This window comes from Hydrogenophilus hirschii (assembly GCF_054656675.1).
This window is the reverse complement of record NZ_BAAHXQ010000001.1, coordinates 540,231-565,342: the sequence shown is the minus strand read 5'-3', so window position 1 is coordinate 565,342 and position 25,112 is coordinate 540,231. Positions and strand designations below refer to the sequence as shown.

At 62.4% G+C, this 25,112-nt stretch carries 23 protein-coding genes and 1 pseudogene; 16 read left to right on the top strand and 8 right to left on the bottom strand.

Annotation, left to right across the window (positions count from 1 at the left end; all coding sequences use genetic code 11):
- Nucleotides 1–3 precede the first annotated feature (3 nt).
- The gene (locus ACYQ4Z_RS02860; protein WP_287683922.1) at nucleotides 4–1,269 is read right to left on the bottom strand and encodes an IS256 family transposase; all 1,266 of its coding nucleotides are present in this window, start codon (nucleotides 1,267–1,269) and stop codon (nucleotides 4–6) included.
- Nucleotides 1,270–1,333: 64 nt separating this feature from the next.
- Here ACYQ4Z_RS02860 and ACYQ4Z_RS02855 point away from each other — a divergent pair.
- The 5 genes and pseudogenes from ACYQ4Z_RS02855 to ACYQ4Z_RS02835 all read left to right on the top strand — a co-directional run.
- Nucleotides 1,334–1,978, top strand: a pseudogene (locus ACYQ4Z_RS02855) (ABC transporter permease); the annotation flags it as partial.
- A 15-nt stretch (nucleotides 1,979–1,993) separates the two neighbouring features.
- Nucleotides 1,994–2,806, top strand: coding sequence for an ABC transporter ATP-binding protein (locus ACYQ4Z_RS02850; protein WP_219972557.1), 813 nt, complete (start codon nucleotides 1,994–1,996; stop codon nucleotides 2,804–2,806).
- Nucleotides 2,803–5,244, top strand: coding sequence for a nitrite reductase large subunit NirB (gene nirB / locus ACYQ4Z_RS02845; RefSeq protein WP_459859981.1), 2,442 nt, complete (start codon nucleotides 2,803–2,805; stop codon nucleotides 5,242–5,244). Before ACYQ4Z_RS02850 ends, nirB begins: the two co-directional genes overlap by 4 nt.
- Nucleotides 5,241–5,549: a nitrite reductase small subunit NirD gene (nirD, locus tag ACYQ4Z_RS02840; protein WP_119334799.1), complete on the top strand. Its 309-nt coding sequence runs from the start codon at nucleotides 5,241–5,243 to the stop codon at nucleotides 5,547–5,549. Before nirB ends, nirD begins: the two co-directional genes overlap by 4 nt.
- The gene (locus tag ACYQ4Z_RS02835) at nucleotides 5,534–8,281 is read left to right on the top strand and encodes a nitrate reductase (protein WP_459859979.1); all 2,748 of its coding nucleotides are present in this window, start codon (nucleotides 5,534–5,536) and stop codon (nucleotides 8,279–8,281) included. The genes nirD and ACYQ4Z_RS02835 overlap by 16 nt, the downstream gene beginning before the upstream one ends.
- Here the strand turns inward: ACYQ4Z_RS02835 and ACYQ4Z_RS02830 are convergent.
- Nucleotides 8,275–8,838: a DNA-3-methyladenine glycosylase family protein gene (locus ACYQ4Z_RS02830; RefSeq protein WP_346731606.1), complete on the bottom strand. Its 564-nt coding sequence runs from the start codon at nucleotides 8,836–8,838 to the stop codon at nucleotides 8,275–8,277. The genes ACYQ4Z_RS02835 and ACYQ4Z_RS02830 overlap by 7 nt on opposite strands.
- A 76-nt stretch (nucleotides 8,839–8,914) precedes the next feature.
- Complete coding sequence (gene mpl, locus ACYQ4Z_RS02825; protein WP_459859977.1) at nucleotides 8,915–10,324, bottom strand: UDP-N-acetylmuramate:L-alanyl-gamma-D-glutamyl-meso-diaminopimelate ligase; 1,410 nt, start codon at nucleotides 10,322–10,324, stop codon at nucleotides 8,915–8,917.
- 56 nt (nucleotides 10,325–10,380) lie between these two features.
- Here mpl and ACYQ4Z_RS02820 point away from each other — a divergent pair, with 56 nt between their 5' ends.
- The 7 genes from ACYQ4Z_RS02820 to ACYQ4Z_RS02790 all read left to right on the top strand — a co-directional run bounded on the left by ACYQ4Z_RS02820 (nucleotide 10,381) and on the right by ACYQ4Z_RS02790 (nucleotide 15,814).
- Nucleotides 10,381–10,962, top strand: a complete 582-nt coding sequence (locus ACYQ4Z_RS02820) for a hypothetical protein (RefSeq protein ID WP_459859975.1) — start codon at nucleotides 10,381–10,383, stop codon at nucleotides 10,960–10,962.
- On the top strand, nucleotides 10,962–11,576 hold the full coding sequence (locus ACYQ4Z_RS02815) for a TlpA family protein disulfide reductase (RefSeq protein ID WP_459859973.1): 615 nt from the start codon (nucleotides 10,962–10,964) through the stop codon (nucleotides 11,574–11,576). Before ACYQ4Z_RS02820 ends, ACYQ4Z_RS02815 begins: the two co-directional genes overlap by 1 nt.
- 88 nt (nucleotides 11,577–11,664) lie before the next feature.
- Nucleotides 11,665–12,150 carry a type II 3-dehydroquinate dehydratase gene (aroQ, locus tag ACYQ4Z_RS02810; protein WP_219972565.1) on the top strand — a complete coding sequence of 162 codons (486 nt, stop codon included), beginning with the start codon at nucleotides 11,665–11,667 and terminating at the stop codon, nucleotides 12,148–12,150.
- 12 nt (nucleotides 12,151–12,162) lie between these two features.
- Complete coding sequence (gene accB / locus ACYQ4Z_RS02805; RefSeq protein WP_119334793.1) at nucleotides 12,163–12,651, top strand: acetyl-CoA carboxylase biotin carboxyl carrier protein; 489 nt, start codon at nucleotides 12,163–12,165, stop codon at nucleotides 12,649–12,651.
- Between the two features lie 7 nt (nucleotides 12,652–12,658).
- Nucleotides 12,659–14,059, top strand: coding sequence for an acetyl-CoA carboxylase biotin carboxylase subunit (accC, locus tag ACYQ4Z_RS02800; protein ID WP_459859970.1), 1,401 nt, complete (start codon nucleotides 12,659–12,661; stop codon nucleotides 14,057–14,059).
- Nucleotides 14,040–14,957 carry a 50S ribosomal protein L11 methyltransferase gene (gene prmA, locus ACYQ4Z_RS02795; protein ID WP_119334791.1) on the top strand — a complete coding sequence of 306 codons (918 nt, stop codon included), beginning with the start codon at nucleotides 14,040–14,042 and terminating at the stop codon, nucleotides 14,955–14,957. Before accC ends, prmA begins: the two co-directional genes overlap by 20 nt.
- On the top strand, nucleotides 14,954–15,814 hold the full coding sequence (locus tag ACYQ4Z_RS02790; protein ID WP_459859968.1) for a zinc-ribbon and DUF3426 domain-containing protein: 861 nt from the start codon (nucleotides 14,954–14,956) through the stop codon (nucleotides 15,812–15,814). The genes prmA and ACYQ4Z_RS02790 overlap by 4 nt, the downstream gene beginning before the upstream one ends.
- A 19-nt stretch (nucleotides 15,815–15,833) precedes the next feature.
- On the opposite strand, the gene ACYQ4Z_RS02785 is transcribed toward ACYQ4Z_RS02790, so the two are convergent.
- Nucleotides 15,834–16,301: an outer membrane lipoprotein gene (locus ACYQ4Z_RS02785; protein ID WP_119334789.1), complete on the bottom strand. Its 468-nt coding sequence runs from the start codon at nucleotides 16,299–16,301 to the stop codon at nucleotides 15,834–15,836.
- A gap of 53 nt (nucleotides 16,302–16,354) precedes the next feature.
- Nucleotides 16,355–17,281, bottom strand: a complete 927-nt coding sequence (locus tag ACYQ4Z_RS02780; RefSeq protein WP_119336062.1) for a carbohydrate kinase family protein — start codon at nucleotides 17,279–17,281, stop codon at nucleotides 16,355–16,357.
- Nucleotides 17,282–17,443: 162 nt separating this feature from the next.
- Between ACYQ4Z_RS02780 and ACYQ4Z_RS02775 the strand changes: the two genes are divergently transcribed.
- The 3 genes from ACYQ4Z_RS02775 (at nucleotide 17,444) to ACYQ4Z_RS02765 (ending at nucleotide 21,228) form a co-directional block, all read left to right on the top strand.
- Entirely contained in the window at nucleotides 17,444–19,474 is a 2,031-nt protein-coding gene (locus ACYQ4Z_RS02775) for a PhoX family protein (protein ID WP_459859966.1), read from the top strand.
- An 80-nt stretch (nucleotides 19,475–19,554) separates the two neighbouring features.
- Nucleotides 19,555–20,331: a GNAT family N-acetyltransferase gene (locus ACYQ4Z_RS02770; protein WP_219973436.1), complete on the top strand. Its 777-nt coding sequence runs from the start codon at nucleotides 19,555–19,557 to the stop codon at nucleotides 20,329–20,331.
- A gap of 15 nt (nucleotides 20,332–20,346) precedes the next feature.
- Nucleotides 20,347–21,228: a lysophospholipid acyltransferase family protein gene (locus ACYQ4Z_RS02765; RefSeq protein ID WP_219973439.1), complete on the top strand. Its 882-nt coding sequence runs from the start codon at nucleotides 20,347–20,349 to the stop codon at nucleotides 21,226–21,228.
- Between the two features lie 24 nt (nucleotides 21,229–21,252).
- Here the strand turns inward: ACYQ4Z_RS02765 and ACYQ4Z_RS02760 are convergent, their stop codons facing one another.
- Nucleotides 21,253–22,077, bottom strand: coding sequence for a symmetrical bis(5'-nucleosyl)-tetraphosphatase (locus ACYQ4Z_RS02760; protein ID WP_459859963.1), 825 nt, complete (start codon nucleotides 22,075–22,077; stop codon nucleotides 21,253–21,255).
- Nucleotides 22,078–22,106: 29 nt separating this feature from the next.
- On the opposite strand from ACYQ4Z_RS02760, the gene ACYQ4Z_RS02755 reads away from it, so the two are divergent.
- Entirely contained in the window at nucleotides 22,107–23,507 is a 1,401-nt protein-coding gene (locus tag ACYQ4Z_RS02755) for a 3-deoxy-D-manno-octulosonic acid transferase (RefSeq protein WP_459859961.1), read from the top strand.
- Here the strand turns inward: ACYQ4Z_RS02755 and ACYQ4Z_RS02750 are convergent.
- Nucleotides 23,437–24,753, bottom strand: a complete 1,317-nt coding sequence (locus ACYQ4Z_RS02750; RefSeq protein WP_459859959.1) for a TolC family outer membrane protein — start codon at nucleotides 24,751–24,753, stop codon at nucleotides 23,437–23,439. The genes ACYQ4Z_RS02755 and ACYQ4Z_RS02750 overlap by 71 nt on opposite strands.
- Complete coding sequence (locus ACYQ4Z_RS02745) at nucleotides 24,750–25,103, bottom strand: rhodanese-like domain-containing protein (RefSeq protein WP_219973449.1); 354 nt, start codon at nucleotides 25,101–25,103, stop codon at nucleotides 24,750–24,752. The genes ACYQ4Z_RS02750 and ACYQ4Z_RS02745 overlap by 4 nt, the downstream gene beginning before the upstream one ends.
- Nucleotides 25,104–25,112: the final 9 nt, after the last annotated feature.

The following is a 25,112-nucleotide window of genomic DNA, read 5'->3' as shown; positions in this document are numbered from 1 at the left end:
TGATCAGGCGGCGTTCCTGCTTTCGTCGGTTTCGCGTTTGTCATTGACTTCCACTCCGTCCCTGAACTTTACTCCTTCGACAACCTTGGCAAGGTAGTTGAACCCTCGTATCCGCCGCCAGCGTTTCTGTGCGCTCATTCCCAGTTTGTACAACGTTGCCAGCAGGGTGTTTCGGCTCACGCAGCCTTTGGCCTGGTCACTCCGGTGGCGAATCGTGGCAAAGGCCGACTCAATGGGATTGGTCGTGCGAATATGCACCCAGTGTTCGGCCGGAAAGTCGTAGAAGGCCAGAAGGGCCTCCCGGTCCTTTTCCAGGCAGGTCACCGCCTTCGCGTATTTGGCTTGGTATGTCGCAACGAAATGGTCGAAGGCCTTGTGGGCTGATGCCCGGTCTTCGGCCATCCAGATCTCCTGCAAGGCTTTCTTGACCTTGGGCTGAACGGCTTTGGGCAGGTAGTTCAGTACGTTGGCCGTCTTGTGCACCCAGCAGCGCTGGTGACGGGTTTCGGGATACACTTCCTCGAGCGCCGCCCAGAAGCCCAAGGCGCCGTCGCCTACTGCCAGTTTCGGCGGCACATCAAGGCCGCGCTGCTTCAGCCCCAGCAGCACCTCCCGCCAGCTCTGGGTCGATTCCCGAATGCCATCCTCGATGGTCAGAAAATGTTTCTCGCCCCATTCGTTGACGCCGATGATCACCAGGGCGCACAGCTTCTGGCCCTCGGCCCTCAGGCCGCTGTAGATGGCGTCTGCCCACCAATAAACCCAGCGCACCCCTCTCATGTCCCGCTGGCACCATTCGGTATATTCCGCTTCCCACTCCCGTTTCAGGCGGCCAATCACCGAAGCAGACAGCCCTTTTGCCTCGGGGCCGACGAGCACCTCCAGGGCCTCTTTCATCTGGCCGGTCGAGATGCCCTTCAGGTAGAGCCACGGCAGAGCGGCCTCCACCCGACGGGCTTTGCGCACATACGGCGGCACCAGTGAGGAGCGAAATACCACCGATTCCTTCCCACGGCTGCGCACCTTCGGCACCTTCACCGTTACCGGTCCTACGCCGGTCAGAATTTCCCGCTCCGGCAGATAACCATTGCGAACCACCGCACGGCGCCCCTGTTCGTCTGTCTGCCCCTCATACTTTGCCAGCATCTCGGCCAGCTCCGCCTCGATCGCTTGCTGAATCAGTCGCCTGGCGCCATTGCGCAGCAACTCCGTCAACGAGTCCTCGATACCCCCTGGCATCAACAAAGAAACGATGTTATCTTTACTCATGGTGGCGTGCTCCTTTGCTGTTCATCAGTTCGGTAAAACCGATTTCAGCAGAGTACGCCGCCCTTTTCAATCACTCCGTACACCAGTTTCGAGCATAGCTCCCGGCTTCCTGCTGGGTTCGCTGATCGCCATACCGGTCGGGTTGCTCATCGGAATCAACAAAACCGCTTATTCGGCGATCAACCCGATCATCCAGGTGTTGAAACCGATCTCACCGCTCGCCTGGCTGCCATTGGTGACCATCGTGATCTCGGCCGTCTATAAGAGCGAATCGCCCTTGTTCGACAAAGCGTACCTCACCTCGATGTTCGTCGTAATGCTCTGCAGCCTCTGGCCCACCATCATCAACACCGCGGCCGGTGTCGGCAGCGTCACCCGTGACATGCTCAACGTCAGCCGCGTGTTGCGTCTGAGCCCCCTGACCCATCTGCGCAAGATCGTCCTGCCTTGCACCATCCCCAGCATGTTCACAGGGCTGCGCATCTCGCTCGGAATCGCCTGGATGGTGCTCATCGCTGCGGAGATGCTCGCCCAGAACCCGGGGCTCGGCAAATTCGTCTGGGACGAATTCCAGAACGGAAGTTCCCAATCTCTGGCTCGGATCATGGTGGCTGTGGTCACCATCGGCATCATCGGTTTCCTCCTCGACCGGTTGATGCTGCTCGCCCAACGGTGGGTCTCCTGGGACAAAACGGCCACACTGCGCTGAAAAGGAGCGGCACGCATGAATTCCCCTCGCCCCCACCTCGAACTCTGTCAAGTCAGCATCGAATTTCCCACGTCGAAAGGCCCATTCCGGGCGTTGCGCGACATCAACCTCAAGATCGCCAAGGGCGAGTTCCTCTCGCTCATCGGCCACTCGGGCTGTGGCAAATCGACCGTGCTCAACATCATCGCCGGTCTCTATCAGCCCACCGAAGGGGTGGTCCTGCTCAACAACAAGGAGGTGCGCGAACCCGGTCCCGAACGCGCTGTGGTCTTTCAGAACCACTCCCTCCTGCCCTGGTTGAACGTCTATGAAAACGTCAAACTGGCCGTCGACCAAGTGTTTCGTGACAAACCCTCATCATGGAAAAAGGAGTGGATCGAGCACAACTTGAAACTCGTCCATATGGACCACGCCCGCCACAAGTATCCGGCCGAGATCTCGGGAGGGATGAAGCAACGGGTGGGTATCGCCCGTGCACTAGCCATGCAACCGGAGGTCTTGCTGATGGACGAACCGTTCGGCGCACTCGACGCCCTTACCCGCGCCCACCTCCAGGATTCGCTGATGGAAATTCAGGAAACGCTCAAAAACACTGTGATTATGATCACACACGACGTAGACGAGGCGGTTCTGCTCTCCGACCGCATCGTCATGATGACCAATGGACCTGAGGCGACCATCGGCGAAATTCTCCCCATCAACTTACCGCGGCCGCGCAACCGTCTGACACTTTCCAAAGATCCCACCTACGCCGCCCTGCGCGCGCAGGTCCTCGACTTTCTCTACGCCAAACAGGCTCGCCGTTTCGAAGAAGGAGTCCTCGCATGAAAAAACCACGTCTTGTCGTGGTCGGCAACGGCATGGCCGGCTGCCGAACCCTGGAAGAGTTGCTGAAATTGGCGCCGGACCGCTACGACATTACCGTGTTCGGCGCCGAACCCCACCCCAACTACAACCGCATCCTCCTCTCGTCGGTTCTTGCTGGAGAGACATTGTTCGACGAGACGATCCTCAACGACCCCAACTGGTACGAAACCCATGGCATCCGACTGCACCTCGGGAAGCGAGTCGTCGAAATCGACCGCATTGCCCAACGGGTCGTCGCCGAAGACGGCACGAGCGCCGAATACGACCGCCTACTCCTTGCCACCGGATCTTCACCGGTCATCCTGCCGGTTCCTGGAAACGACCTTCCCGGCGTGATCTGCTGGCGTGACATCGCCGACACCGAAGCGATGATCGAAGCCAGCCGAAACTACCGCCATGCGGTCGTCATCGGTGGGGGGCTTCTCGGCCTGGAAGCAGCCAACGGACTGGCGCTGCGCGGAATGACGGTAACGGTGGTCCATATCGGAGCATGGTTGCTCGAGCGCCAACTTGACCGCTATGCCGGGGAACTGCTGCAAAAATCGCTGGAAGCAAAAGGGTTGCGTTTCATGCTTCAGACCGAAACTCGAGCGCTTCACCCAGGTCCCGATGGGCGGGTGCATAGCGTCGAGTTCGCCGACGGCTCCCGAGTGGAAGCTGACCTCGTCGTCATGGCCGTAGGCATCCGGCCGAACATCGAACTGGCGCAGCGCGCCGGTCTCTACTGCCGTCGCGGCATCGTCGTCAATGACACCCTCCAGACCTACGACCCGAAGATCTACGCAGTTGGCGAGTGTGTCGAACACCGTGGCGTCACCTACGGGCTGGTAGCCCCCCTCTTCGAACAAGCCAAGGTCTGCGCCAACCATCTCGCAGAGTTCGGCATCGCCCGATACACCGGCTCTGTCACCTCGACCAAACTCAAGGTCACCGGCATCGACCTCTTCTCGGCGGGCAACTTCATGGGCTCGCCACAGAGCGATTTCATCACCTTCACCGACCCGTCAGCTGGCGTTTACAAGAAACTGGTGATCGAAGGCGACCACCTGGTCGGCGCCGTTCTCTATGGTGACACCGTCGATGGCGCTTGGTACTTCCAGCTCATCAAAGACCGGCAGAACATCACCGAAATTCGCCACCAACTGATGTTCGGCCCCCACCACCTCGGAAATACAGGTCACAGCGGTGAAAACCGCGCCGCAGCCATGCCCGACGACGCCGAGGTCTGCGGCTGTAACGGCGTCACCAAAGGGGCAATCGTCGCGGCAATCAAGGCACACGGCCTCTTCACCTTGGAAGATGTGCGCAAACACACCAAAGCCTCCTCAAGTTGCGGTTCTTGCACCGGCTTGGTAGAACAGATCCTGGCCAATGTACTCGGCAGCGTTTACCAGCCGAGCAATACCCGCGAAAAACCGATCTGCGACTGCACTGAGCTCACCCATGCCGAAGTTCGGCAAGCAATCCGTGAGCAGAAGCTCCTCTCGATTCCGCAGGTGATGGAGACGCTCGGTTGGCGCACCCCAGACGGTTGCGCCACTTGTCGCCCCGCCCTCAACTACTATCTGATCTCCACCTGGCCCCACGAAGCGCAGGACGACCCCCAGTCCCGCTTCATCAACGAACGGGCCCATGCCAACATCCAGAAAGATGGCACCTTCAGCGTGGTTCCCCGGATGTGGGGCGGTCTGACCAACCCGACGGAGCTGCGAGCGATTGCCGATGTGGCAGAAAAATTCCGAGTCCCAACGATCAAACTCACCGGCGGGCAGCGCATCGACTTGCTTGGCGTCAAGAAGAGCGACCTGCCGAAGATCTGGGCTGAACTGGGTAAGGCTGGACTCGTTTCCGGCCACGCCTATGGCAAATCGTTGCGCACCGTAAAGACATGCGTTGGAGCCGAACATTGCCGTTTTGGCACGCAGAAATCGATGGGACTCGGCATTCGTCTGGAAAAAGCGCTCTTCGGCATGTGGTCGCCACACAAGGTCAAACTGGCCGTCTCGGGATGTCCGCGCAACTGCGCCGAATCGGGAATCAAGGATGTGGGCATCATCGGTGTCGACTCCGGTTTCGAAATCTACATCGGCGGCAACGGCGGGATCAAAACCGAAGTAGCTCAATTCCTCTGCAAGGTCAATAGTGAAGAAGAGGTCATCGAATACGTGGGGGCCTTTTTACAACTCTATCGTGAAGAGGGTTTCTACCTCGAACGCACCTGCCACTACTTGGCCCGCGTCGGCCTCGACTACGTCAAAGCGCAGATCGTCGACAACCCTGAGAAAAGGCAGGCACTTTACGAACGGCTCCTCTACTCGCTCCAGGGCGTGGAAGATCCCTGGCAGAAAGCCGTTGCAACCCAAGACCGAGAATACGCCATCATGGAGATGACCGAATGAACCTTTGGAAAAAAGTTTGTCCGCTCGAGCAGATCCCACGCCTCGGGGCAATGCGGATCGAGACCCCCAAAGGCGCAATCGCCCTCTTTCGCACACGGGACGACCAGCTCTTCGCGGTCACCGACCGCTGTCCCCACAAGGGTGGTCCGCTCTCGCAGGGAATCGTCGCCGGCCATGAAGTCACCTGTCCGTTGCACGGTTGGCGGATCGACCTCACCACCGGTGAAGCGGTTTCTCCTGACAAGGGATGCGTAACACGCTACCCCACCAAAGTCGAAGAGGAGTGGGTATGGATCGCGCTGTAACGAATCGGCGCAAAATCGCCGAGGTGAAGAGCGTCTGCTGCTACTGCGGCACCGGCTGCGGGGTGGCCATCGAAACCGACGGTGTCAACCTTCTCAACGTCCGCGGCGATCCCGACCATCCCGTGAACCGCGGACAACTTTGCATCAAAGGGCAAACCCTTGCAGCAGCGCACGTACGCACCGGCAGGGCCACGCGGCCTCTGATACGCCCAAAGCGGGGCGCTGCGTTCCAGCCCACCGACTGGGACACGGCGCTGCGCCTCAACGCGGAACGCTTCGCGCAGATCATCGCCACCCACGGCCCGGATGCGGTTGCTTTCTACGTTTCCGGGCAACTCCTCACCGAAGACTACTATCTCTTCAACAAACTGGCGCGGGGACTGGTGGGCACCAACAACATCGACTCCAACTCGCGTCTCTGCATGTCCTCGGCCGTTACCGCCTATAAGTCCACCTTGGGCAGTGACACTGTGCCCTGCTGCTACGAAGACATTGATCTCGCTGACCTATACCTCCTGGCAGGCAGCAACGCTGCAATCACCCATCCCATCCTGTTCCGCCGGATCGAGGCGGCCAAAAACCGCCATCCTGAACGCCAGATCCTCGTCATCGACCCGCGCCGCAGTGAAACCGCCGCATACGCAGACCTGCACCTGGCCATCCAACCGGGGACCGACACGTTTCTCTTCGCGGCAATGCTCCACGTGCTCGTCTGGGAACGGATGATCGACGAGGCGTTCATCGCCACGCACACCGAAGGGTTCGAAGCTCTGCGCCGTGAACTCGCCGAGCTCACCCCCGGCGCTGTCTCGCCGATCTGCGGCCTCAGCCCAGAAACCATCGTCGACGCAGCGCGACGCTTCGGAAGCGCACAGTCCCCCCTCTCCTTGTGGTGCCAGGGACTGAACCAGTCGATCCATGGGACCAGCAACGGTGTGGCGCTCATCCACCTTCACTTGGCCACCGGTAAGATCGGGCGACCGGGCATGGGGCCCTTCTCGCTCACCGGTCAGCCCAACGCGATGGGCGGCCGCGAGACTGGCACCATGGCCACCCTCCTCCCCGGCCACCGCAACCCCAACTCGGAGAAAGACCGAAGCGAACTCGCTCACCTCTGGGGCATTCCCTCCCTGCCCGAGCGTCCAGGAAAAACCGCGGTCGAAATCTTCGACGCTCTTGCCGAGGGCACGATCAAGGCCATCTGGATCGCGTGCACCAATCCGGCCCATTCGCTCCCCCACCTGGAACATGCTGTCGAAGCCTTGCGCCGCGCCGAATGGGTCGTCCTCCAAGACGCGTGGCAGGATACCGAAACTGCCCCGTTTGCCGATCTTCTTCTTCCCGCTGCCACCTGGGGTGAAAAAGAGGGAACGATGACCAACTCGGAACGGCGAATCAGCCGCGTGCGCGCCGCCGTACCCCCTCCTGGTGAGGCCAAACCCGACTGGTGGATCGTCCAGGCTTTCGCCCGGCATCTGGGCAAAGCCCTCGGCATACCGGAGCGGGCCGAGCGCCTCTTTTCCTTCCCCACCGAAGAGGCGATCTTTCTCGATTATGCCCGAACCACTGCGGGCACCGAGATCGCTATCGAAACGCTCACCTACGCCACGCTCGACCAGCTTGGACCGCAACAGTGGCCCTTTACCTCCGGTCAAAGTCAAGCGCGCCCCTTCTCCGATCACCGTTTTTCCTATCCCGACGGCAAAGCTAGATTCCAAACGCTCGATCGCAGCCGTCTCCCCGAGCAAATCGACGCGCGCCACCCTTTTCTGCTCATCACCGGACGGTTGCGCGACCAGTGGCACGGGATGAGCCGCACAGGACGCATTCCGCAACTCTTCCGCCACGACCCTGAACCGGTCGTGTGCATGAACCGCACCGACCTCGAACGGCGCGGTTGGCATGAAGGGGATCTGCTGCGCCTGCGCAGCCGACGCGGCGAACTCATCCTGCCGGTAGCCGCCGCAGACGAAGTCCGCAGCGGCCACCTGTTCCTTGCTATGCACTGGGGCAGGCGTTCTCTTTCGGGCGAAGGGAGCAATGCGCTCACTTTGGCCGCCACCGATCCTCTCTCCAAACAGCCTCACCTGAAACACGCAGCGGTGCGCGTCGAAAAATGCAACCTGCCGTGGCGAACCGTCATCCTGCGCCGAAGCGATCACCCAGATAACCCGATCGAACCCCTGCTTCAATGGCAAGCAGCGTTACGCCCTCTGGTGGCCAACTTCCCTTACGCGGCCCTGACCCTCGACGAAGGACGCTGGCCGATCCTGCGCGTCACCCTCGCCCATAGCACTCCTCCCGAAGACGAGCTTCTGGAACGGTTGGCATCGCTCCTCGCACTCAGCGGGCCGGAGCTTCTGCAATACGAAGACCGCAGCAACCACATCCTCAAACGGGCGCGCATCGCTGAGCGGCAACTGACCGGTATCCTGCTGAGCGGAGAAACCGCGGCGGCACATTGGCTCTGCGAAGCGATCAAGAACGGGACCCAAACCGATACATTCCACCGCTGGCTCTTCGCTCCGTTGGCGGAACCGCCGCTTGCCGACCTCACATCCAGCCGCATCGTCTGCAACTGTCGTATGGTCAGTGAAACGGCCATACGCAGTGCCGTTGCGGCTGGCGCCGACCTCGAACGGCTACAAGCGGAACTCGGATGCGGCACCGTGTGCGGCTCATGCCTGCCAGAAATCCGGAAAATCACCTTAGAAGCGCGCGCCGTTCAATAAGCCACCGCCACCGGGTCGAGGCTACGCCACAGATACCAGGTGGCAACGGTGCGCCACGGGCGGAAACGCTCCCCAGCGCTGCGCCATGCCGCAAGGGGCTGCTTTGCCGGCAGCCCATAACGCGCAACCAACGCTTTACGCAACCCCAAGTCGTCCGCTGGCCAGACGTCGGGGCGCAGCAGATGAAAAATCAGAAACATCTCAGCCGTCCACCGCCCGATGCCCCGCACCGCAGTGAGTGCGCCGATGATCACCTCGTCAGACATCCCCGCCCAGCGTTCCGGGTCGAGCGAACCCTCCTGCGCGTGTCGCGCCAAATCACGCAGGTATTCCACTTTTCGCGCCGAAAGGCCCGCGCCGCGCAACGCTTCAGGTTCAACCGCCCAAACCCGTTCGGGTGACACCACGCCATCCACCGCAGCGGTAAGCCGTTCCCACAACCGATCGGCTGCCGCCACCGATACCTGCTGCCCCACGATCGCGCGCGCAAGTGTCACGAAGGGATCGCCGTGTGACCCCAGCAGCTCCCCATCATACTGCGCGATCAGTTCGGCCATTTTGGGGTCTCGCGCCCTGAGCTCGGCACACGCCGTTTCCCAATAGGGTGGACGAACCCACGATTCGGCATCCGGATCACACACCAACGCGTCGCTCCTTTGCCCTCAGTGCCGCCAGCAAGGTGCGCTGCACCCCTTCGAATGCCCCATTACTCATCACCACCACCGCATCACCCGGTTCTACGCACACAACGATCTCCGCCACCAACGCTTCGATCTCGGTTACCACCTTGGCCTTTGCACCGAGCGGCGCCAGCGCTGCCGCCAAGTCCCAAGAAAGTCCTTTCGCGTACCCGAAGACACGATCCGCGCGTGCAAAGGCTGCGGGCAACTCCGCCTGCATCACCCCGCGCTTCATCGTGTTCGACCGCGGTTCGAAAAGCGCGATCAATCGCCCCGTCACCCGGGGTCGCAGCGCATCGAGCGTCGCGGCAATCGCCGTCGGATGGTGGGCAAAGTCGTCGAAGACCGTCACCCCAGCCGCCTCCCCCACCTTTTCGAGCCGCCGCTTCACCCCGGGAAAACTGGCCAGCGCCGCGACCGCCTGCTCGGGAAGCACCCCGGCGTGGCTTGCCGCAGCCACCGCAGCAAGTCCGTTGAGCGCATTATGGACTCCCGGCAACGGAAGGGTCACACTTCCGATCGCTCGCCCATCGAACGCGTAGTGCGCCCGATCCCCTGCCACCTGCACCTGCCAGCGCGGCACTTCCACCCGGTCGTCTGCTTGGGCATTATGTCCACCTAGATACGATTCTGCCAACCCAAAACGGGCCACTTCCGACCATACCCCCCGCGCCAATACCCGATCGATCGCCGGGATTCCCGCACGCGCGAAAATCGCCCCGCTTCGCGGCATCGTTCGGATCAAATGGTGGAATTGCGTCTCGATCGCAGCCAGATCGGGGTAGATATCGGCGTGGTCGTACTCCAAATGGTTGATCACCAACGTCCGCGGGCGGTAATGGAGGAATTTCGCCCGCTTGTCCGAAAAAGCGGTGTCGTACTCGTCGGCTTCGATCACGAAAAATGGAGAATCCCCCAACGCCGCCGGCGCTTCGAACCCCGGCACCGCGCCGCCGATGAGATACCCAGGGTTGAACCCCGCCGTGCGCAAAATATGCGCCGTCATCGCCGTAGTGGTCGTCTTGCCGTGGGTACCGCTCACCGCGATCACCCACCGCCCGCGCAGCACCGTCTCGGCCAACCACTGTGGGCCCGAGACGAAAGGCAAACCGGCGTCCAGGATCGCCTCCAGCAACGGGTTGCCGCGCGAAATCGCATTCCCGACCACGTAACAATCGGCACCCAAACGAATCTGATCGGCGTCATACCCTTCGATCGGCGTCAACCCATGCGCTGCCAACACGTCGCTCATCGGAGGATAGAGGGGCCCATCACACCCCGTCACCCGGTAGCCGAGCGCTTTCGCCAGAATCGCCACCCCAGCCATGAACACCCCGCCCATACCCAAAATGTGCAGATGCATCGTGCAGCACCGTCTGATTGGTACAATAGGGCGAATTCTCGCATACCCCATTCCCCATGAAACGCAAAACTTACGAGGCGATCGACTACCGCGACGAGATCGCCCACGTCGCAGCGCGGCTCATCTTCGACGAAGGCATTCGTGACCTTGCGTTTGCCAAGCGCAAAGCGGCCAAACAGCTTGGCCTGCCGCCGCGCACGATGCTGCCCAGCAACGAAGCGGTCGAAGCGGCACTGGCAGAATTCGTCGCCGAATATGGCGAGATCGAAAACCTTCCAGAACGACTCACCGCGATGCGTCGCGAAGCTGCGCACACGCTTGCGTGGCTTCCGTGGCCGGCGTACCTGGTCGGCGCGGTTGCGCACGGGACCGCTGGGCCGATGAGTGAAATCGAAATCGACCTCTTCGCCGAATCGGGGAAAGATGTGGAAATTTTTCTCCTCAACGAACATCGCCATTTCCGGGTCCATACGCCGAAAGCCAGTGCCGCGCGCCGCCCAGAAACCGAATTGATCCTCGAAGACACACGCTACCCCGTTCGGCTGCGCGTCTGGCCCGCGGTCGACGAACGGCGGCGAAAAAAAACAGAGCGCGGCCTCACCCTTGCGATGCTCGAACAACTCTTGCAGGAGGCGTGATGAACGACCCGCTCAACTCCCCCCCCCAAGAGCCGAACCCGAAGTCTACTCGTACGTCGTCGCGCCAAGCCCTTGTCCATTGGCTCATTGCAGGGCTTCTTGCCGCAGGCGTCTTGTGGCTCTTTTTCAGTCAAACAGTCGCCACCCAGAAACCAGCCGACCCCTCCTTTTCGGGTTACGATGCCCGCGCGCTCCAGCAACTCCTGACCGCTCAAATGCCGGAAATCGAATCGGGTAGCCCACGAACCCTGAACGAGTGGCGCGGCAAACCGCTGATCATCAACTTCTGGGCCACCTGGTGCCCACCGTGCAAAAAAGAGCTCCCCGATTTCGCCGCGGCTGCCCGCCACTACGCCGGGCGCGTCCATTTCGTAGGCCTAGGACTGGACGAACGCGACAAACTCCTTGCGTTCGCGCGCGAATTCGACCTGCCCTACCCTACCCTGGTCGCAGGCGGCTTTGCCCTGGGGCAGACGACGAAACTCGGCAACCCCAACCGCGGCATGCCCTTTACGCTGGTTCTCGATGCAAACGGGCAACCCGTCGCGCACCATGTCGGCTTGATCTCGCGGGAGCGTCTTGAAACACTCATCGCCCAAGCGCTCGAACGATGACCCCCGGGCGAACGCCCTCTAGCCAAAAGCGGCGAAATGCGGCAAACTTGCAGCTTTGCACCGCGAAACGCTGCAAAGGAACGACCCGATGGCTGCTGCTCCTAACGAACCGTGGCGCATTTTGGTGCTCCACGGCCCGAACCTCAACCTCTTGGGCGTGCGCGAACCGGAAATCTACGGTCGCGTCACGCTCTCCGACATCCACACCGCGTTGACGGCCCGCGCCGGCGCAAGAGCGATCGTCGAGAGCTATCAGAGCAACCACGAAGGGGCGCTCGTAGACCGGATTCAAGCGGCAATGGAAGAGGGCGTCGATTTCATCCTCATCAACCCCGGCGCCTACACCCACACCAGCGTCGCGATTCGCGATGCGCTCGCCGCAGTGCAAATTCCCTTCATCGAAATTCACCTCTCCAACATCCACGCGCGCGAGCCGTTTCGGCGCCATTCCTACCTTTCCGACAAAGCCGTGGGCGTCATTGCAGGATTGGGCGCTTTTGGCTATGAGGCGGCGCTCGAAGCGGCGATGGACTGGCTCGAGCGTGAAACGAACCCTAACCGTGCAACCTCTTAAGGAATCCGATCGATGGACCTACGCAAACTCAAGAAATTGATCGAACTCGTCGAAGCGTCCGGGATTGCCGAAATCGAGATCACCGAAGGCGAAGAGAAAGTTCGTATCGCCAAGCAACCGCCGGTCACCCTCCCGTCGGTCACTGCCCCATACCCCGCGGGCGCAACCGTCCACGCCACACCGGTACCCACCGCCCCACAAGCCACACCCGCAGTGAGCACCCCCACCAACGAAACCGCTGCCCCAGCCGACCCGGGATTGCCCCCGGGCCACGTCGTGAAATCGCCGATGGTGGGCACCTTCTACCGCGCCCCTTCGCCCACCGCGCCCCCCTTCGTCGAAGTGGGCAGCCATGTCACAGTGGGCGACCGGCTCTGTATCATCGAAGCGATGAAACTGATGAACGAAATCGAAGCCGACGTCGCAGGTGTCGTCAAAGCAATCCTCGTCGAAAACGGCCAGCCGGTCGAATATGGCCAACCCCTCTTCGTGATCGGATGATCCGGCCATGAGTCACACGATCCAACCCACGCTGGACGCAGCGCCCGAACGACCCCCGTTCAACAAAATCCTGATCGCCAACCGGGGTGAAATCGCGCTCCGGATCCTACGCGCGTGCCGCGAACTCGACATCGCCACGGTGATGGTCTATTCCGAAGCCGACCGTGATAGCAAACCCGTTCGTCTTGCCGACGAAGCGGTGTGCATCGGCCCTGCCCCAGCGGGGAAAAGCTACCTCAACATCCCCGCGATCATCGCTGCCGCCGAAGTGACCGACGCCGAAGCGATCCACCCCGGCTACGGCTTCCTCTCCGAAAACGCCGAATTTGCGCAACGCGTCGAAGCGTGCGGATTCACCTTCATCGGTCCGCGCCCAGAGACGATCGCGATGATGGGGGACAAGGTCGCTGCGAAACGCGCCATGCTCGATGCCGGCGTACCTTGCGTCCCCGGCTCCGACGGCGCGCTACCGGACGACCCCGACGAAATCGTGCGCATCGCGCACGAGATCGGTTTTCCCGTGATCATCAAAGCCGCTGGCGGCGGGGGTGGTCGCGGCATGCGGGTCGTGCACACCGAAGCCGCGCTCCTTTCCGCAGTCGAAACCACACGCAACGAAGCGCGCGCCGCGTTTGGCAACGCCGCGGTCTACCTCGAAAAATTCTTACAACAACCGCGGCACATCGAAATCCAGGTACTCGCCGACGCCCACGGCAACGCCGTCTGGCTCGGCGAACGGGACTGCTCGATGCAGCGCCGCCACCAAAAAATCATCGAAGAGGCCCCGGCGCCCGGCATCGACCGCGCGGCGATTGCCGAAATCGGCGAAGCGTGCGCCGAAGCCTGCCGTCGTATCGGCTACCGCGGTGCAGGTACCTTCGAGTTTCTCTACGAAAACGGGCGCTTCTACTTCATCGAAATGAACACCCGCATCCAGGTCGAACACCCAGTGACCGAACTCATCACCGGAATCGACCTCGTGCAGGCGCAAATCCGCATCGCGGCAGGCGAACCGCTGTGGTTCCCCCAACAAGCGGTTTCCCTTCGCGGTCATGCGATCGAATGCCGCATCAACGCCGAAGACCCTTACCGCTTCACCCCTTCACCGGGACGCGTCGAACAGTGGCACGCCCCTGGCGGTCCGGGAGTACGGGTCGACTCCCACGTCTATTCCGGCTACACCGTGCCCCCCCACTACGACTCGATGATCGGTAAACTCATCGTTCATGCCCCTACCCGTCGCCAAGCCATCGCCAAGATGCGCGGCGCGTTGCAAGAGCTCGTCGTCACGGGGATTCAGACCAACGCCCCGCTGCACCTGCAACTCATGAACGACGCTGCGTTCGGCGAAGGGGGCGTCTCGATCCACTACCTGGAGCAGTGGCTCGATGCCCGCGGCAAAAAATAGCGCCGCACGCTGGCTCGAAGTCCGGATCGTCCTACCGGCCGAGGACGCGGAACGGCTCGCTGAAGTCGCACTCGACCACGGCGCCCTTTCGGCAACCCTGGAAGACGCCGACGCCGGAACCCCGGACGAAACCCCCCAATTCGGCGAACCCGGCGAAGCCCCGGCCACCTTGTGGCGGCGATCCGTCGTCGCGCTCCTCTTCGACAGCGACGCCCCGTGGTCGCAACGTCTGGCCGAAATGGCCCGCGCCGCGCAGGTCACACTCCCCGACGAACCCGAACTCGTGCCGATCGCCGAAACCGATTGGGTGCGGCAAACCCAAAACCAATTCCCGCCGATCGCGGTTGCCGACGGCGCGCTCTGGATCGTACCCAGCTGGCACGAACCCCCCGCCACTACGGCACCCGTAATCCGTCTTGACCCGGGATTGGCTTTTGGCACCGGTAGCCACCCCACCACCCACCTCTGCCTGGAATGGCTTGTACGCGAAGTCACCGCTGGCGCTTCGGTACTCGACTACGGGTGTGGATCGGGTATTCTGGCGATCGCCGCAGCCAAGCTGGGCGCCAGTGCAGTCACTGCGGTCGACATCGACGCCGACGCACGCACTGCCACCTGCGCCAACGCCGAAGCAAACAGCGTCGATCTCACTGTGCTGCCCGCCGATGCGCCCCTTAACCAAACGTTCGACTTGGTGGTTGCGAACATCCTCACCAGACCGCTCATCGTCCTGGCACCGACCTTGGCAACACGCGTCGCATCGCAAGGCAAAATCGCGCTTGCAGGGATTCTTGCCGAACAGGCCGATGCCGTCATCGCTGCGTACGCCCCATGGATTCGGCTCGAAATCGCTGCCGAACGGGAGGGCTGGGTACGGCTAGAGGGAACCCGATCATGACCACAGCCGACGATCGGTGCCTGCGTGATGAACCCTTCAGCGGCAAACGCATCGTCCGTTGTCCCCATTGCGGTGCCACCTTCGCCACCAGTGACCGGGTTCTGGCAAAAGCCCAGGGATGGGCACTGTGCGGCGAATGTTTCGAACCGTTCAACGCGCTCCGTGCTACCGTTTCCGAACTCCCCCCGGAAGAACGTGCCCCGAAGCCTTCGGACGAACCGGCACCCCCGCCCGCAGCCCCAAACGAAACCGAAAACCGCGTCGAACCCAGCCCCTCCCCGTTCGAACACGCAGACGCGGAATCGCTCAGCCCGAGCGCGGTAACGGCCGCCTATCGCAACCCTGCCGCACTGGATCGCGACCCCCCCACCCCGCCAGCAGCCCGCAACCCGCTTGCGCACGCGATCGCGTTGCTTTTGGCGCTCCTCCTTTTCCTTACCGCGCTTGGGCAAGCAGCATGGGTTGCGCACCCCACACTGATCCGCATCTTCCCCGAACTCTACCCCATCGGGGAAACGATCTGCCAAGCGCTGGGCTGCACGCTCACACCGCCAGCGGACTCCGAACGGATACAGATCGATGACGCCCGCCTCATCAAAGAAGCCGACCCTGCGCGTTATACCCTCGAATTGACCATGACGAACCGCGCCGACTACCCGATGCCGTGGCCCCACCTGGCCCTCACCCTGACCGACGGACTCGGCCGAGCACTCGTGCGCAAAAACCTTCTGCCTGCCGATTGGGGGGCACCGCAGACGACGCCGTTTGCCCCCCACCGCCGCATCGCGGTCACGCTTTCGCTACAAATCGTCGAAAGCGGGATCGTCGGTTTCGAAGTCGTCCCGTTTTACCCGTAACCGCCCGTAACCCGCGCCATCAACGGGCAACGCGCGCGTTGCCGTAACGGTCGGTCAAAAGCCGAACCCGTTCGCCAACGCGGAACCCTTCACCTTCATCCTCTTGGGTCACCGCCAAGACGCGGCCATTGTCGAGGCGCACCGTGATCTCTACCCCTGGGCGAGCGGTCACGGCACCCTCCACGGCTTGACCGGCCACGGCACCCGCAACCGCCCCCACCGCGGTGGTGGCAATTCGGCCACGTCCGCCACCCAAGGTGTTCCCCGCAAGCCCCCCCAAAAGCGCACCCGTGAGCGTTCCAGCGCCCGATTCCGTCCCTTCGAGCTGCACCGGACGGATCGCTTCGATCACCCCGTATTTGACCTCCATCACCCGCCGCGCCTCAGTACGGGCGTAGGCGCTGCTCCCCAAACTGGGCGCACACCCGGTCACCAGCAGCGCGCTACCAGCCACCCCGACGATCACCGTCAAAAACCGTTTGTTCATCGAAACCTCCTGCTGCTGCGCGTTTCCGATCCACCATTGTCACGACGTACCGACTACGGCATTTTAGCCCATGCTGCCCCGACCCTGTAGTGGGTGCGCAACCGCGCCACCGCTTCAGAAAAGGTAAGGGCATAGTTCTGCGCGCCGCTCACCGCGATCTTTTCCGAACCCATCACCGACCCGAGCCGTACCGCATCGCCCCAATCGGCCCCGAGCGCTTTCGCACACAAGAGTCCGGCGCGAAACGCGTCGCCGCACCCCGTCGGATCGACCACCGCTCGCGGCGGCACAGCCTCGATCCGTTCGCACCGCCCATCACAGAAAAGATCCGCGCCTTCTCCGCCTCGGGTCACGATCAGCGCCTCGACCCTCTCCGCCAACTGCGGCAGCCGCAACCCCGTGCGCTCCTCCAACAGCTTCGCTTCGTAGTCGTTGACCACCGCGACCTGAGCCAATTCCAGGCAGCGCACCAACTCCGCGCCGGTCAAGAGCGGCAACCCCTGCCCCGGATCGAAAACGAACGGCACCGCCAGTTCGTGAAAGGTTTCGCAGTGGACCAACATCCCTTCGCGCCCGTCGGGCGCGACGATCCCCCATACAGCGCCCCACCCCGGCTCGATCGATGCGGCGTGCGAACGCAGCATCGCACCCGGATGAAACGCCGTGATCTGGTTGTCGTCGAGGTCGGTGATGATATAAGCCTGCGCCGTCATCTCTTCCGCGAAGAGACGGATCCCCTCGTCGCGGATCCCCAACTGGCGCAACCGTTCCAAATAGGGCCCGGCATCCTGCCCCATCGTCGCGACAATGATCGGATCCATCCCCAGCAACCGCAACCCATACGCGATGTTTCCGGCGCACCCACCGAATTCTCGCCGCAATTCGGGAACGTGGAACGCCACGTTCAAGATATGGATCTGTTCCGGCAAGATGTGGTTGCGGAAACGATCGGGAAAGACCATGATCGTATCGTAGGCCATCGACCCACACACCGCAATCGGAAAAGACACGGTTCCCCCTTAGCAAAGCCCAAAATCCGGGCCATTCTAGCGGTAAGGCACCCCCCGGTCAATCAGATCCTGTCATCAAGTTGTCACACCGATTCGCTAAGCTACCCGTGTCTGCACGACAGGAGCGCAACGATGAAAGCATACGACGAACCGCTGAGCAACGACAGCACCAATCCAACGTTCCACGAAATTGCCGCGTGCGTGATGGAAAAGCGGCGAGCACTCCTCAAAGGAGCGGTTGGTAGTGCGCTTTTGGCCCTCTTTGCGCCCTGGACGAACGCCGCCACCGCCCGTGGTACCGCCGCAGCACTGCCCGGTGCACCGCAACGCGTGTCGAATACCAGCACGCTGCTTGCCCCTTTTGGCCCCAGCATCCCGACACACTCCGAAGATCGTGTCACCGTGATGCCGGGTTTCAAGATCCGCGCGATCCTCCCCTGGGGCGACCCGCTGACCCATCCCAACGCCCATTTCAAACCGGATGGCAGCAACACCGCCGCCGAGCAAGCGCAGCAGATCGGTGACAACCACGACGGGATGCACCTCTTTCCATTTCCCGGAAAAAGCGACGAAGGACTCCTTGCGCTCAACCACGAATACACCAATCTGGAATACCTCTATCCCGCCGATTTCCTACCCCAAGCGACGCTGAGTGAGGAAAAAGCGAACAAAGCGATCGCGGCGCACGGTGTCTCGATCATCCATCTGCGACGCGGGCCAAACGGCTGGGACAAAGTGCCGGAAAGTCGCTACCACCGCCGCATCACTGGCGCCACCCCGTGCGCGCTCACCGGCCCCGCTGCAGGTCACCCGCTCCTGCAAACGCAAGACGACCCCAGCGGCCGACTCGTCCTGGGAACGCTCAACAACTGTGCACACGGCGTCACCCCGTGGGGTACCTACCTCACCTGCGAAGAAAACTTCAACGGCTACTTCGGTAATGGCAACCCCAACGATCCGATGCACAAACGCTACGGCATCGCAAATGGTTTCGGTTACCGCTGGCATGAAGCGATCCCCCGTTTCGACGTCGCGCGCACCCCGAACGAACCCAACCGTTTCGGTTGGGTGGTCGAAATCGACCCGTTCGATCCGGAAAGCACACCGAAAAAACGCACCGCGCTTGGGCGTTTCAAACACGAAAACGCCGCGGTGACGCTCGCAAAAGATGGACGGGTGGTCGTCTATATGGGCGACGACGAACGGTTCGAATACCTCTACAAATTCGTCAGCCGAAAACCGTTCGACCCGACCAATCCGGAGGCGAACCGTGATCTTTTGGACGACGGTGACCTCTTCGTTGCGGAATTCACGAGCAACGACACGGGCAACGGCCGCCTGCTCGGGCGTTGGCATCTCCTTTCTCGCGCCAATCCGAAAATCGCATCAGACCCCCGGTTCCCCACGGACGCCGAGGTCCTCATTTTCACCCGTGCCGCGGCAGACGTTGCAGGCGCGACCAAAATGGATCGGCCCGAATGGATCGCGATCCACCCAACGAGCGGCGAAGTCTTCGTCACCCTCACCAACAACAGCAAACGTCAAGCCGATGCCGTCGACGCCGCGAACCCGCGCGCGCCCAACTTCTGGGGGCAGATCGTCCGCTGGCAAGAGGCAGGAAACGACGCCGCTGCAACCGAGTTCGCGTGGGATTTCTTCGTCATAGCCGGCAACCCGGAAGTCTACCCGGAAACGGATCCCCGCGCCGGCTCGATCAACGTCACGCCCGAAAACATGTTCAACTCCCCCGATGGGCTGGCGTTCGACCGCATGGGGCGGCTCTGGATCCAGACCGACGGCAATTACAGCAATCGTGGCGAATTCGCGGGGCAAGGCAACAACCAGATGTTGGTTGCCGACCCGAATACCGGCGAAATCCGCCGCTTTCTCGTCGGGCCGTCGGGTTGCGAAATCACCGGCATCACCTTCAGCCCAGACGGTCGCACGATGTTCATCAACATCCAACACCCAGGTGAAGCGGAGGGGCATCCGCGCGCCCCCGGTTTTCCGGCTGAAATGCTTAACACAGTGCTCAACCAACAACCCACGCTCTTTTCCGACTGGCCACACAGCCAATTCCCGGAAATCACCGGTGGCCGGCCCCGCAGCGCCACGCTCGTGATCGAACGGGAAGATGGCGCTCCGATCTTCGGCGCTGCCTGAACGCCAACGCCACAACCCCCTGCCCGCACCCCTGAGTGGCTGCGGGCAGCTGGGAAACCCCGTCACACAGGGAGCAAGCCATGACCGCGACCGACCCCACCCTCTGTTTTGCCGAAACCCCGCGCTATCGCCTCATCCTCGCCCACGACGACGCGCAACTGCTCGCCGCACAGCGGCTGCGCTACCGCGTCTTTGCCGGCGAGTGGGGCGCTCGCCTCAAAACCCGCAAGCCGGGCCTCGATCACGACCTTTTCGACCCCTTCTGCCACCATCTGCTCGTGCTCGACAAGAGTGACGATTCGGTGGTCGGTTGCTACCGTCTGCTGCCGTCCCGCAGCGCACGGGTCGTCGGCGAACGGTGCGCCGAAGCCGAATACGATCTCACCCGCATCAAACGGCTCGATTTCGTCGAACTGTCGCGCGCCTGTATCGCCCCCGAACACCGCACTGGCGCGGTGATCGGACTGCTTTTTCGCGGCCTTGCCGCCTACCTGGCTCGCTTTCGCGTTCGCTACCTCTTCGGCTTGGCGTCATTCCCCTACCATTGCGGCCTCGACGCCGTGCTCGCGCAATACCGGACCCTGCGGCAAAAGTACGAAGCGCCGATCGAATTTCATGTCACCCCGTGGCGCCGCATCGAACCGATGCCGCTCGACGGCGTCGAACCCGCGCCTTGTCCCTCGCTCATCTTGGCCTACTTGGCCGCAGGTGCTTGGATTGCAGGCGACCCGACGATCGACCCCGATTTCCACTGCGTCGACTTTCCCGTTCTACTCGACGGAGAACGGCTCGCCCCGCGCTACCGCCGACACTTCTCCCGAAATGCGCTTCGTAGCGAATCGTTGAGTCACGCGTGACCTGTGAAGCACACGATGATTGCACCGCACCGCTCGACGCCCACCCCAACCAGATACCGCTTGGCGTCTGCCCCCACATCTGCTACGCTTGATCGCTTTGAACCTTGCCTGGGTAAAGCGCTGCCGCCTTTGACCTTCGAAAACGCTACTACCACCCGACGCTACCGCACCGCGTGGTGGTGCAAACTGCGGCTCTTTGGCTGGCTCCTCTTTGGGCTACTCGCCACGATCACCCTCTTTCCGTGGCTTCGCCCAAGCCAACGTGCGCGCCTCCGATCCTTCTGGGCACGGCGGATTCTGGCCGCGCTCGACGTCGAGCTCGTCGTCACCGGCGCCGTCCACCCAGGTGCGCTCGTCGTCGCAAACCACATCTCCTGGCTCGACATCCCAGTCCTCATGGCCGTGGCCCCCATGCGGTTCGTCGCCAAAAGTGAGGTACGGCGCTGGCCCGTGTTGGGTTGGCTCGCCGCTCAGCACGGCACGATTTTCCTTGCGCGCGGCTCCAAGCACCACGCTGCGACCATCGGCAAAACCCTCACCGCGGCGCTCCAAAACGGCGAAACCGTCGCCTTGTTTCCCGAAGGAACGACAACCGACGGCACCACCCTGCGGCCGTTTCACAGCGCGTTACTGAGTAGCGCCGTGCACGCCAACGCACCCGTGCAACCGGTCGCGCTCAGTTACCACCGCGCAGACGGTACCCCAACCACCGCGGCCGCGTTCGTCGGCGCAATGACCTTCTGGGATACCCTCGAAAACCTCCTTGCGGCCCGACCGCTCACCGCCCGCGTGCAACTCCTTTCCCCCCTTACCGGAAACGACCGCAAAACGCTCACCCGCAACGCCGAACAGGCGATCCGCGCGGCTTTGGCGCACGCGCAGGAAGAAGCCGCGTAGCCCGTGCACCGAGCGTGCCAGCGCTCACCCCTTCGTGCCGCCACAATCGGTACACGCCACCGAAACCACCGCCTGATCCTCCAGCCGCACCGCGGTCAACCGCCCACCATAGACACAACTCGTATCGACCGCCATCACCGCCGCGTCGGCATAAAACCCCAGCAGCGACCAGTGACCGAAAACCACCCGATACGGCAACGCAACCCGTTTGGCGTACCGAAACCAGGGAACGGTTCCCTTGGGCGCGTTCGTCGGCGGCCCTTTCGCTTTGAGCTCCAGGGCCCCGCTCTTTGCATCGACGAAGCGCATACGCGTCAAACCGTTCACGATGTAGCGAATCCGTGCCATCCCCTCCAATTCGGGATGCCAAACCGATTCCCCCCCTTTGAGTTGGCGCAACCAGCCCAAATCGTGCTGTAATTTCGCAACCACTTCGGCGTTCGCCGCTACCGCGGTTTCCCAATCCCACACCGGCGGTATGCCTGCGTGCGCCATCGCCCACCCCAATGCCTCGTCCCAGACCAACAGCTGCCGCGCCCGCAGCCAATCGAGCAAGCGGTCCCGGTCCGGAGCGGAAAAAAGGGAATCGAGCGTGTCGTCTTTCGCGCTTTTTTTGAGCCCCGCCGCGCGCATCAACGCATAGAGATCGTGGTTGCCCAACACAGCGGTCACCGCCCTTTCGGGCAACGACGCGAGCAACCGCAGCACCTCGAGCGATTGCGGCCCACGATTCACCAAATCCCCGACCAACCACAAGCGGTCCCGCTGCGGGTCGAAACGGCACAACGCCAGCAACCGCTCCAACGCGGCGCAACACCCTTGGACATCGCCCACCACCCAGGTGGCCATCGCACGCAACCTCCCTTCGCGCTATACTGATGACTGTGCGAACCTACCATATCTACGATCGCCTGTGGCACTGGGCGCGCCCGCTGCTGGAAAAGCGGCTCAAACGGCTTGCCGAGTCGCTCCACCCTGGTTACGCCGAAGGGATAGCGGAACGATTCGGCGTCGTCACGTGGCCCGAGAACCTGGCGCGTCCCGTTTGGGTGCACGCGGTTTCCGTTGGCGAAACGCGTGCGGCGCAGCCGCTCATCGCGGCGATTCGCCGCCAGTACCCCTCGCTGCCGGTGCTCCTCACCCATATGACCCCAACGGGTCGCGAAACGGGCGCAAACGCGTGGAGCAGCGACCCACTGGTGCGCCAAGCCTGGGCACCCTATGACCACTCAGCATGGGTCGCCGCGTTCGTTGCCGCCACCCGCCCGCGCGCGCTCCTCTTGATGGAAACGGAACTGTGGCCCAACTGGTTGCGCGTCGCGCAGGAAACGGCGATGCCGGTTGCGCTCATCAACGCTCGCCTCTCCGAACGGTCGTTCCGCCGCTACCGCCGCTGGCAGCGTTGGCTACCGATTGCGTGGGAAGCGCTCACCCTGATTGCCGCGCAAACCGCGGATGACGCAGAACGTTTCCGCGAACTGGGGGCAAAGCACGTGGTGGTCACCGGCAACCTCAAATTCGACCAAACGCCGAACCCCGAACTGGTCGCGCTGGGCAAAAGCTGGCAACGCCACTTGGGCAACCGGGCGGCGTTGGTCTGGGCAAGCACCCGTGATGGCGAAGAGAAACTGCTGCTCGACGCGTGGGAACGGCTCCTCGAAACCTTTCCCCCGCAATGGCGCGCGCCGCTCTTGGTGATCGTCCCCCGTCATCCCGAACGGTGTGACGCGGTTGGGGCGCTTCTGACCCAACGCCGCTATCAGTGGGCCAGGCGGAGCGAAACGCTCCCGAACCCGGGGCTGGACGTCTGGTTGGGGGATAGCCTGGGCGAAATGACCGCTTACTATACGTTGGCACGCGCCGCACTCATCGGCGGCAGTTGGAAACCCTTCGGCGGGCAAAACCCCCTGGAAGCGATTGCTGCCGGATGTCCGCCCGTGGTCGGCCCCCACGTCTTCCACTTCGCCGAACTGGTCACCACTGGCCGCCGTTCCCGCGCGATCGTCCAATGCCCCGATCCGGAAGCGGGGCTTCGTTACGCATTGCGGCTACTGCACAGCGCAGAACTCCACGCAGAACACGTCGCCCAAGGGGCACTTTTCCTTGCGGCGCACCGCGGCGCCACCGAGCGAACGATGGCCACCGTGGCGCCGCTCCTCACCCCCTCCGCCGCAGAGCGCGACTCAGCGGCGGACGGAGTCACCCCATTCACTCTTCCTCGAACAACGCATCCACCTGCGCCAAATCGGACGCCGCCAGCTGCCCCGCCGCGGCCTTGAGCTGCAACAGCGCCAGCAGCGTATCGAAGCGCGCTTGCGCCAGTTGTGTCCGCGCATCGGCCACTTGCGCCTGCGCGTTCAACACGTCCAGATTGATGCGCACCCCCACCTCGAACCCCGTTTTCGTCGCTTCCAAATTTTTGAGCGACGAAGCAAGCGCAGCCTCAAGCGCTTTCACCCGGGTGAGCCCGTTGGTCACGTTCAGATAGGCCTGCTTGGTGGCCAGCACCGCCTGCCGCTCAGCCGCGTCGCGATTGCGTTGCGCTTGCGTCAAGAGCGCCGCCCCCTCGCGCACCTGCGACGTGATCGCGCCGCCTGCATAGAGCGGAATCGTCACCCGCACCCCGATCTGTGCGGCATCGACGTCGGCGGAAGAAAAGCTCGATTGCAAAAACAGGCGCTGATTGCCCACCATCGCTTCCAGATCAACCGTCGGTTGGTGGCCAGCGCGCCGCCGCGCCAACTCCTCTTTCGTAATTCGCTCTGCCACCTGCGCTTGCAACACCGCCAGATTGTCGGCGCGCGCCGCTGCTTCCCAAGCGGACAACTCTGCGGGCTCCGGAGGAAGCAGCTTCACGTCCATTTTCAAGCGCGGATAACGCTGCGGAGCCTGGCCCGTGATCGAGACCAGCGCGGCTTCAGCCACCGCCACCCCGTTCTTCGCCGCAACCACCTGGGCTTCGGCAAGGTCATACCGCGATTGCGCCTCATAGACGTCCACCACCGTGACGGTGCCGACCTCGAAACTGGCCTTCGCCAGTTTCAGTTGCCCCTCTGCCGCAGCGCGCAACTCTTCGGCCGCTTGCAATTGCGCCCGCGCGGTCAAGACGTCGAACCACGCTTTTGCCACCCGCAACACCAACTGCTGCTCAGCGTCCCGCCACTGCAATTCGGCCAACTCGGACTGGAGTTCCGCCTGCTTAGCCTGTGCCCAGTTCTGCGGACGGTAAAGCGGCTGCGTGAACTTCACACCCCACTGATTGGTGTTGTAATGTTTTTCGAACCCCCTGATTTCGACGCGGTTCCAAAAGGTATCCGCAGAAGCACCCAAAGAAGGCAACAAAAGCGCCCGCCCTTGCACCTCCTTCTCTTTGCCTGCTGCACGCGCTGCGCGGGCTGCCGCAATCACCGGATCGTTCTGCTCCGCCCAGCGCAACACCGTTTCCAACGGTTCGGCATGGACAGATGCGAACCACCCTGCACACACGCTGCTCAATAGCAACGGCAACCACCGCTTCGCCTTCATCGTGATTCCCCCTGCGCTTCGGGTTGCGCGGCACCGGCTTCACGCACCCACGCCACCATCCCGCCTTGCAAGTTATAGACCGCCTCGAAACCTTTCTGCTGCAAAAAATAGACCACTTGCGCGCTGCGCGCCCCACTGTGGCAGACGACAACGATCGGCCGGTCGCGCGGCAACGTCTCCAGAGACAACGGAATCAGATGCATCGGAAGATGGCGCGCCCCCGGAAACGGCATCTGCGCCACCTCCCACGCCTCACGAACATCGATTACCTCGGGGCGCAACGTCTCCGTTTCTTCCGCCAGTGCCGTCTGCAACTCGGCTACCGTCCATTCTTTGATGGTCTGCCACATCGCCCGTTC

Bases quoted from the DNA above. Each gene is read 5' to 3' on its own strand.
- ACYQ4Z_RS02830 (WP_346731606.1), bottom strand. From the start codon at position 8,838: ATGGCCGAACTGATCGCGCAGTATGATGGGGAGCTGCTGGGGTCACAC.
- mpl (WP_459859977.1), bottom strand. From the start codon at position 10,324: ATGCATCTGCACATTTTGGGTATGGGCGGGGTGTTCATGGCTGGGGTG.
- ACYQ4Z_RS02765 (WP_219973439.1), top strand. From the start codon at position 20,347: ATGATTGCACCGCACCGCTCGACGCCCACCCCAACCAGATACCGCTTG.
- ACYQ4Z_RS02835 (WP_459859979.1), top strand. From the start codon at position 5,534: ATGGATCGCGCTGTAACGAATCGGCGCAAAATCGCCGAGGTGAAGAGC.
- ACYQ4Z_RS02820 (WP_459859975.1), top strand. From the start codon at position 10,381: ATGAAACGCAAAACTTACGAGGCGATCGACTACCGCGACGAGATCGCC.
- nirD (WP_119334799.1), top strand. From the start codon at position 5,241: ATGAACCTTTGGAAAAAAGTTTGTCCGCTCGAGCAGATCCCACGCCTC.
- ACYQ4Z_RS02815 (WP_459859973.1), top strand. From the start codon at position 10,962: ATGAACGACCCGCTCAACTCCCCCCCCCAAGAGCCGAACCCGAAGTCT.
- ACYQ4Z_RS02785 (WP_119334789.1), bottom strand. From the start codon at position 16,301: ATGAACAAACGGTTTTTGACGGTGATCGTCGGGGTGGCTGGTAGCGCG.
- ACYQ4Z_RS02760 (WP_459859963.1), bottom strand. From the start codon at position 22,077: ATGGCCACCTGGGTGGTGGGCGATGTCCAAGGGTGTTGCGCCGCGTTG.
- ACYQ4Z_RS02775 (WP_459859966.1), top strand. From the start codon at position 17,444: ATGAAAGCATACGACGAACCGCTGAGCAACGACAGCACCAATCCAACG.
- ACYQ4Z_RS02780 (WP_119336062.1), bottom strand. From the start codon at position 17,281: ATGGCCTACGATACGATCATGGTCTTTCCCGATCGTTTCCGCAACCAC.
- ACYQ4Z_RS02860 (WP_287683922.1), bottom strand. From the start codon at position 1,269: ATGAGTAAAGATAACATCGTTTCTTTGTTGATGCCAGGGGGTATCGAG.
- ACYQ4Z_RS02750 (WP_459859959.1), bottom strand. From the start codon at position 24,753: ATGAAGGCGAAGCGGTGGTTGCCGTTGCTATTGAGCAGCGTGTGTGCA.
- aroQ (WP_219972565.1), top strand. From the start codon at position 11,665: ATGGCTGCTGCTCCTAACGAACCGTGGCGCATTTTGGTGCTCCACGGC.
- prmA (WP_119334791.1), top strand. From the start codon at position 14,040: ATGCCCGCGGCAAAAAATAGCGCCGCACGCTGGCTCGAAGTCCGGATC.
- nirB (WP_459859981.1), top strand. From the start codon at position 2,803: ATGAAAAAACCACGTCTTGTCGTGGTCGGCAACGGCATGGCCGGCTGC.
- ACYQ4Z_RS02755 (WP_459859961.1), top strand. From the start codon at position 22,107: ATGACTGTGCGAACCTACCATATCTACGATCGCCTGTGGCACTGGGCG.
- accC (WP_459859970.1), top strand. From the start codon at position 12,659: ATGAGTCACACGATCCAACCCACGCTGGACGCAGCGCCCGAACGACCC.
- accB (WP_119334793.1), top strand. From the start codon at position 12,163: ATGGACCTACGCAAACTCAAGAAATTGATCGAACTCGTCGAAGCGTCC.
- ACYQ4Z_RS02790 (WP_459859968.1), top strand. From the start codon at position 14,954: ATGACCACAGCCGACGATCGGTGCCTGCGTGATGAACCCTTCAGCGGC.
- ACYQ4Z_RS02770 (WP_219973436.1), top strand. From the start codon at position 19,555: ATGACCGCGACCGACCCCACCCTCTGTTTTGCCGAAACCCCGCGCTAT.
- ACYQ4Z_RS02745 (WP_219973449.1), bottom strand. From the start codon at position 25,103: ATGTGGCAGACCATCAAAGAATGGACGGTAGCCGAGTTGCAGACGGCA.
- ACYQ4Z_RS02850 (WP_219972557.1), top strand. From the start codon at position 1,994: ATGAATTCCCCTCGCCCCCACCTCGAACTCTGTCAAGTCAGCATCGAA.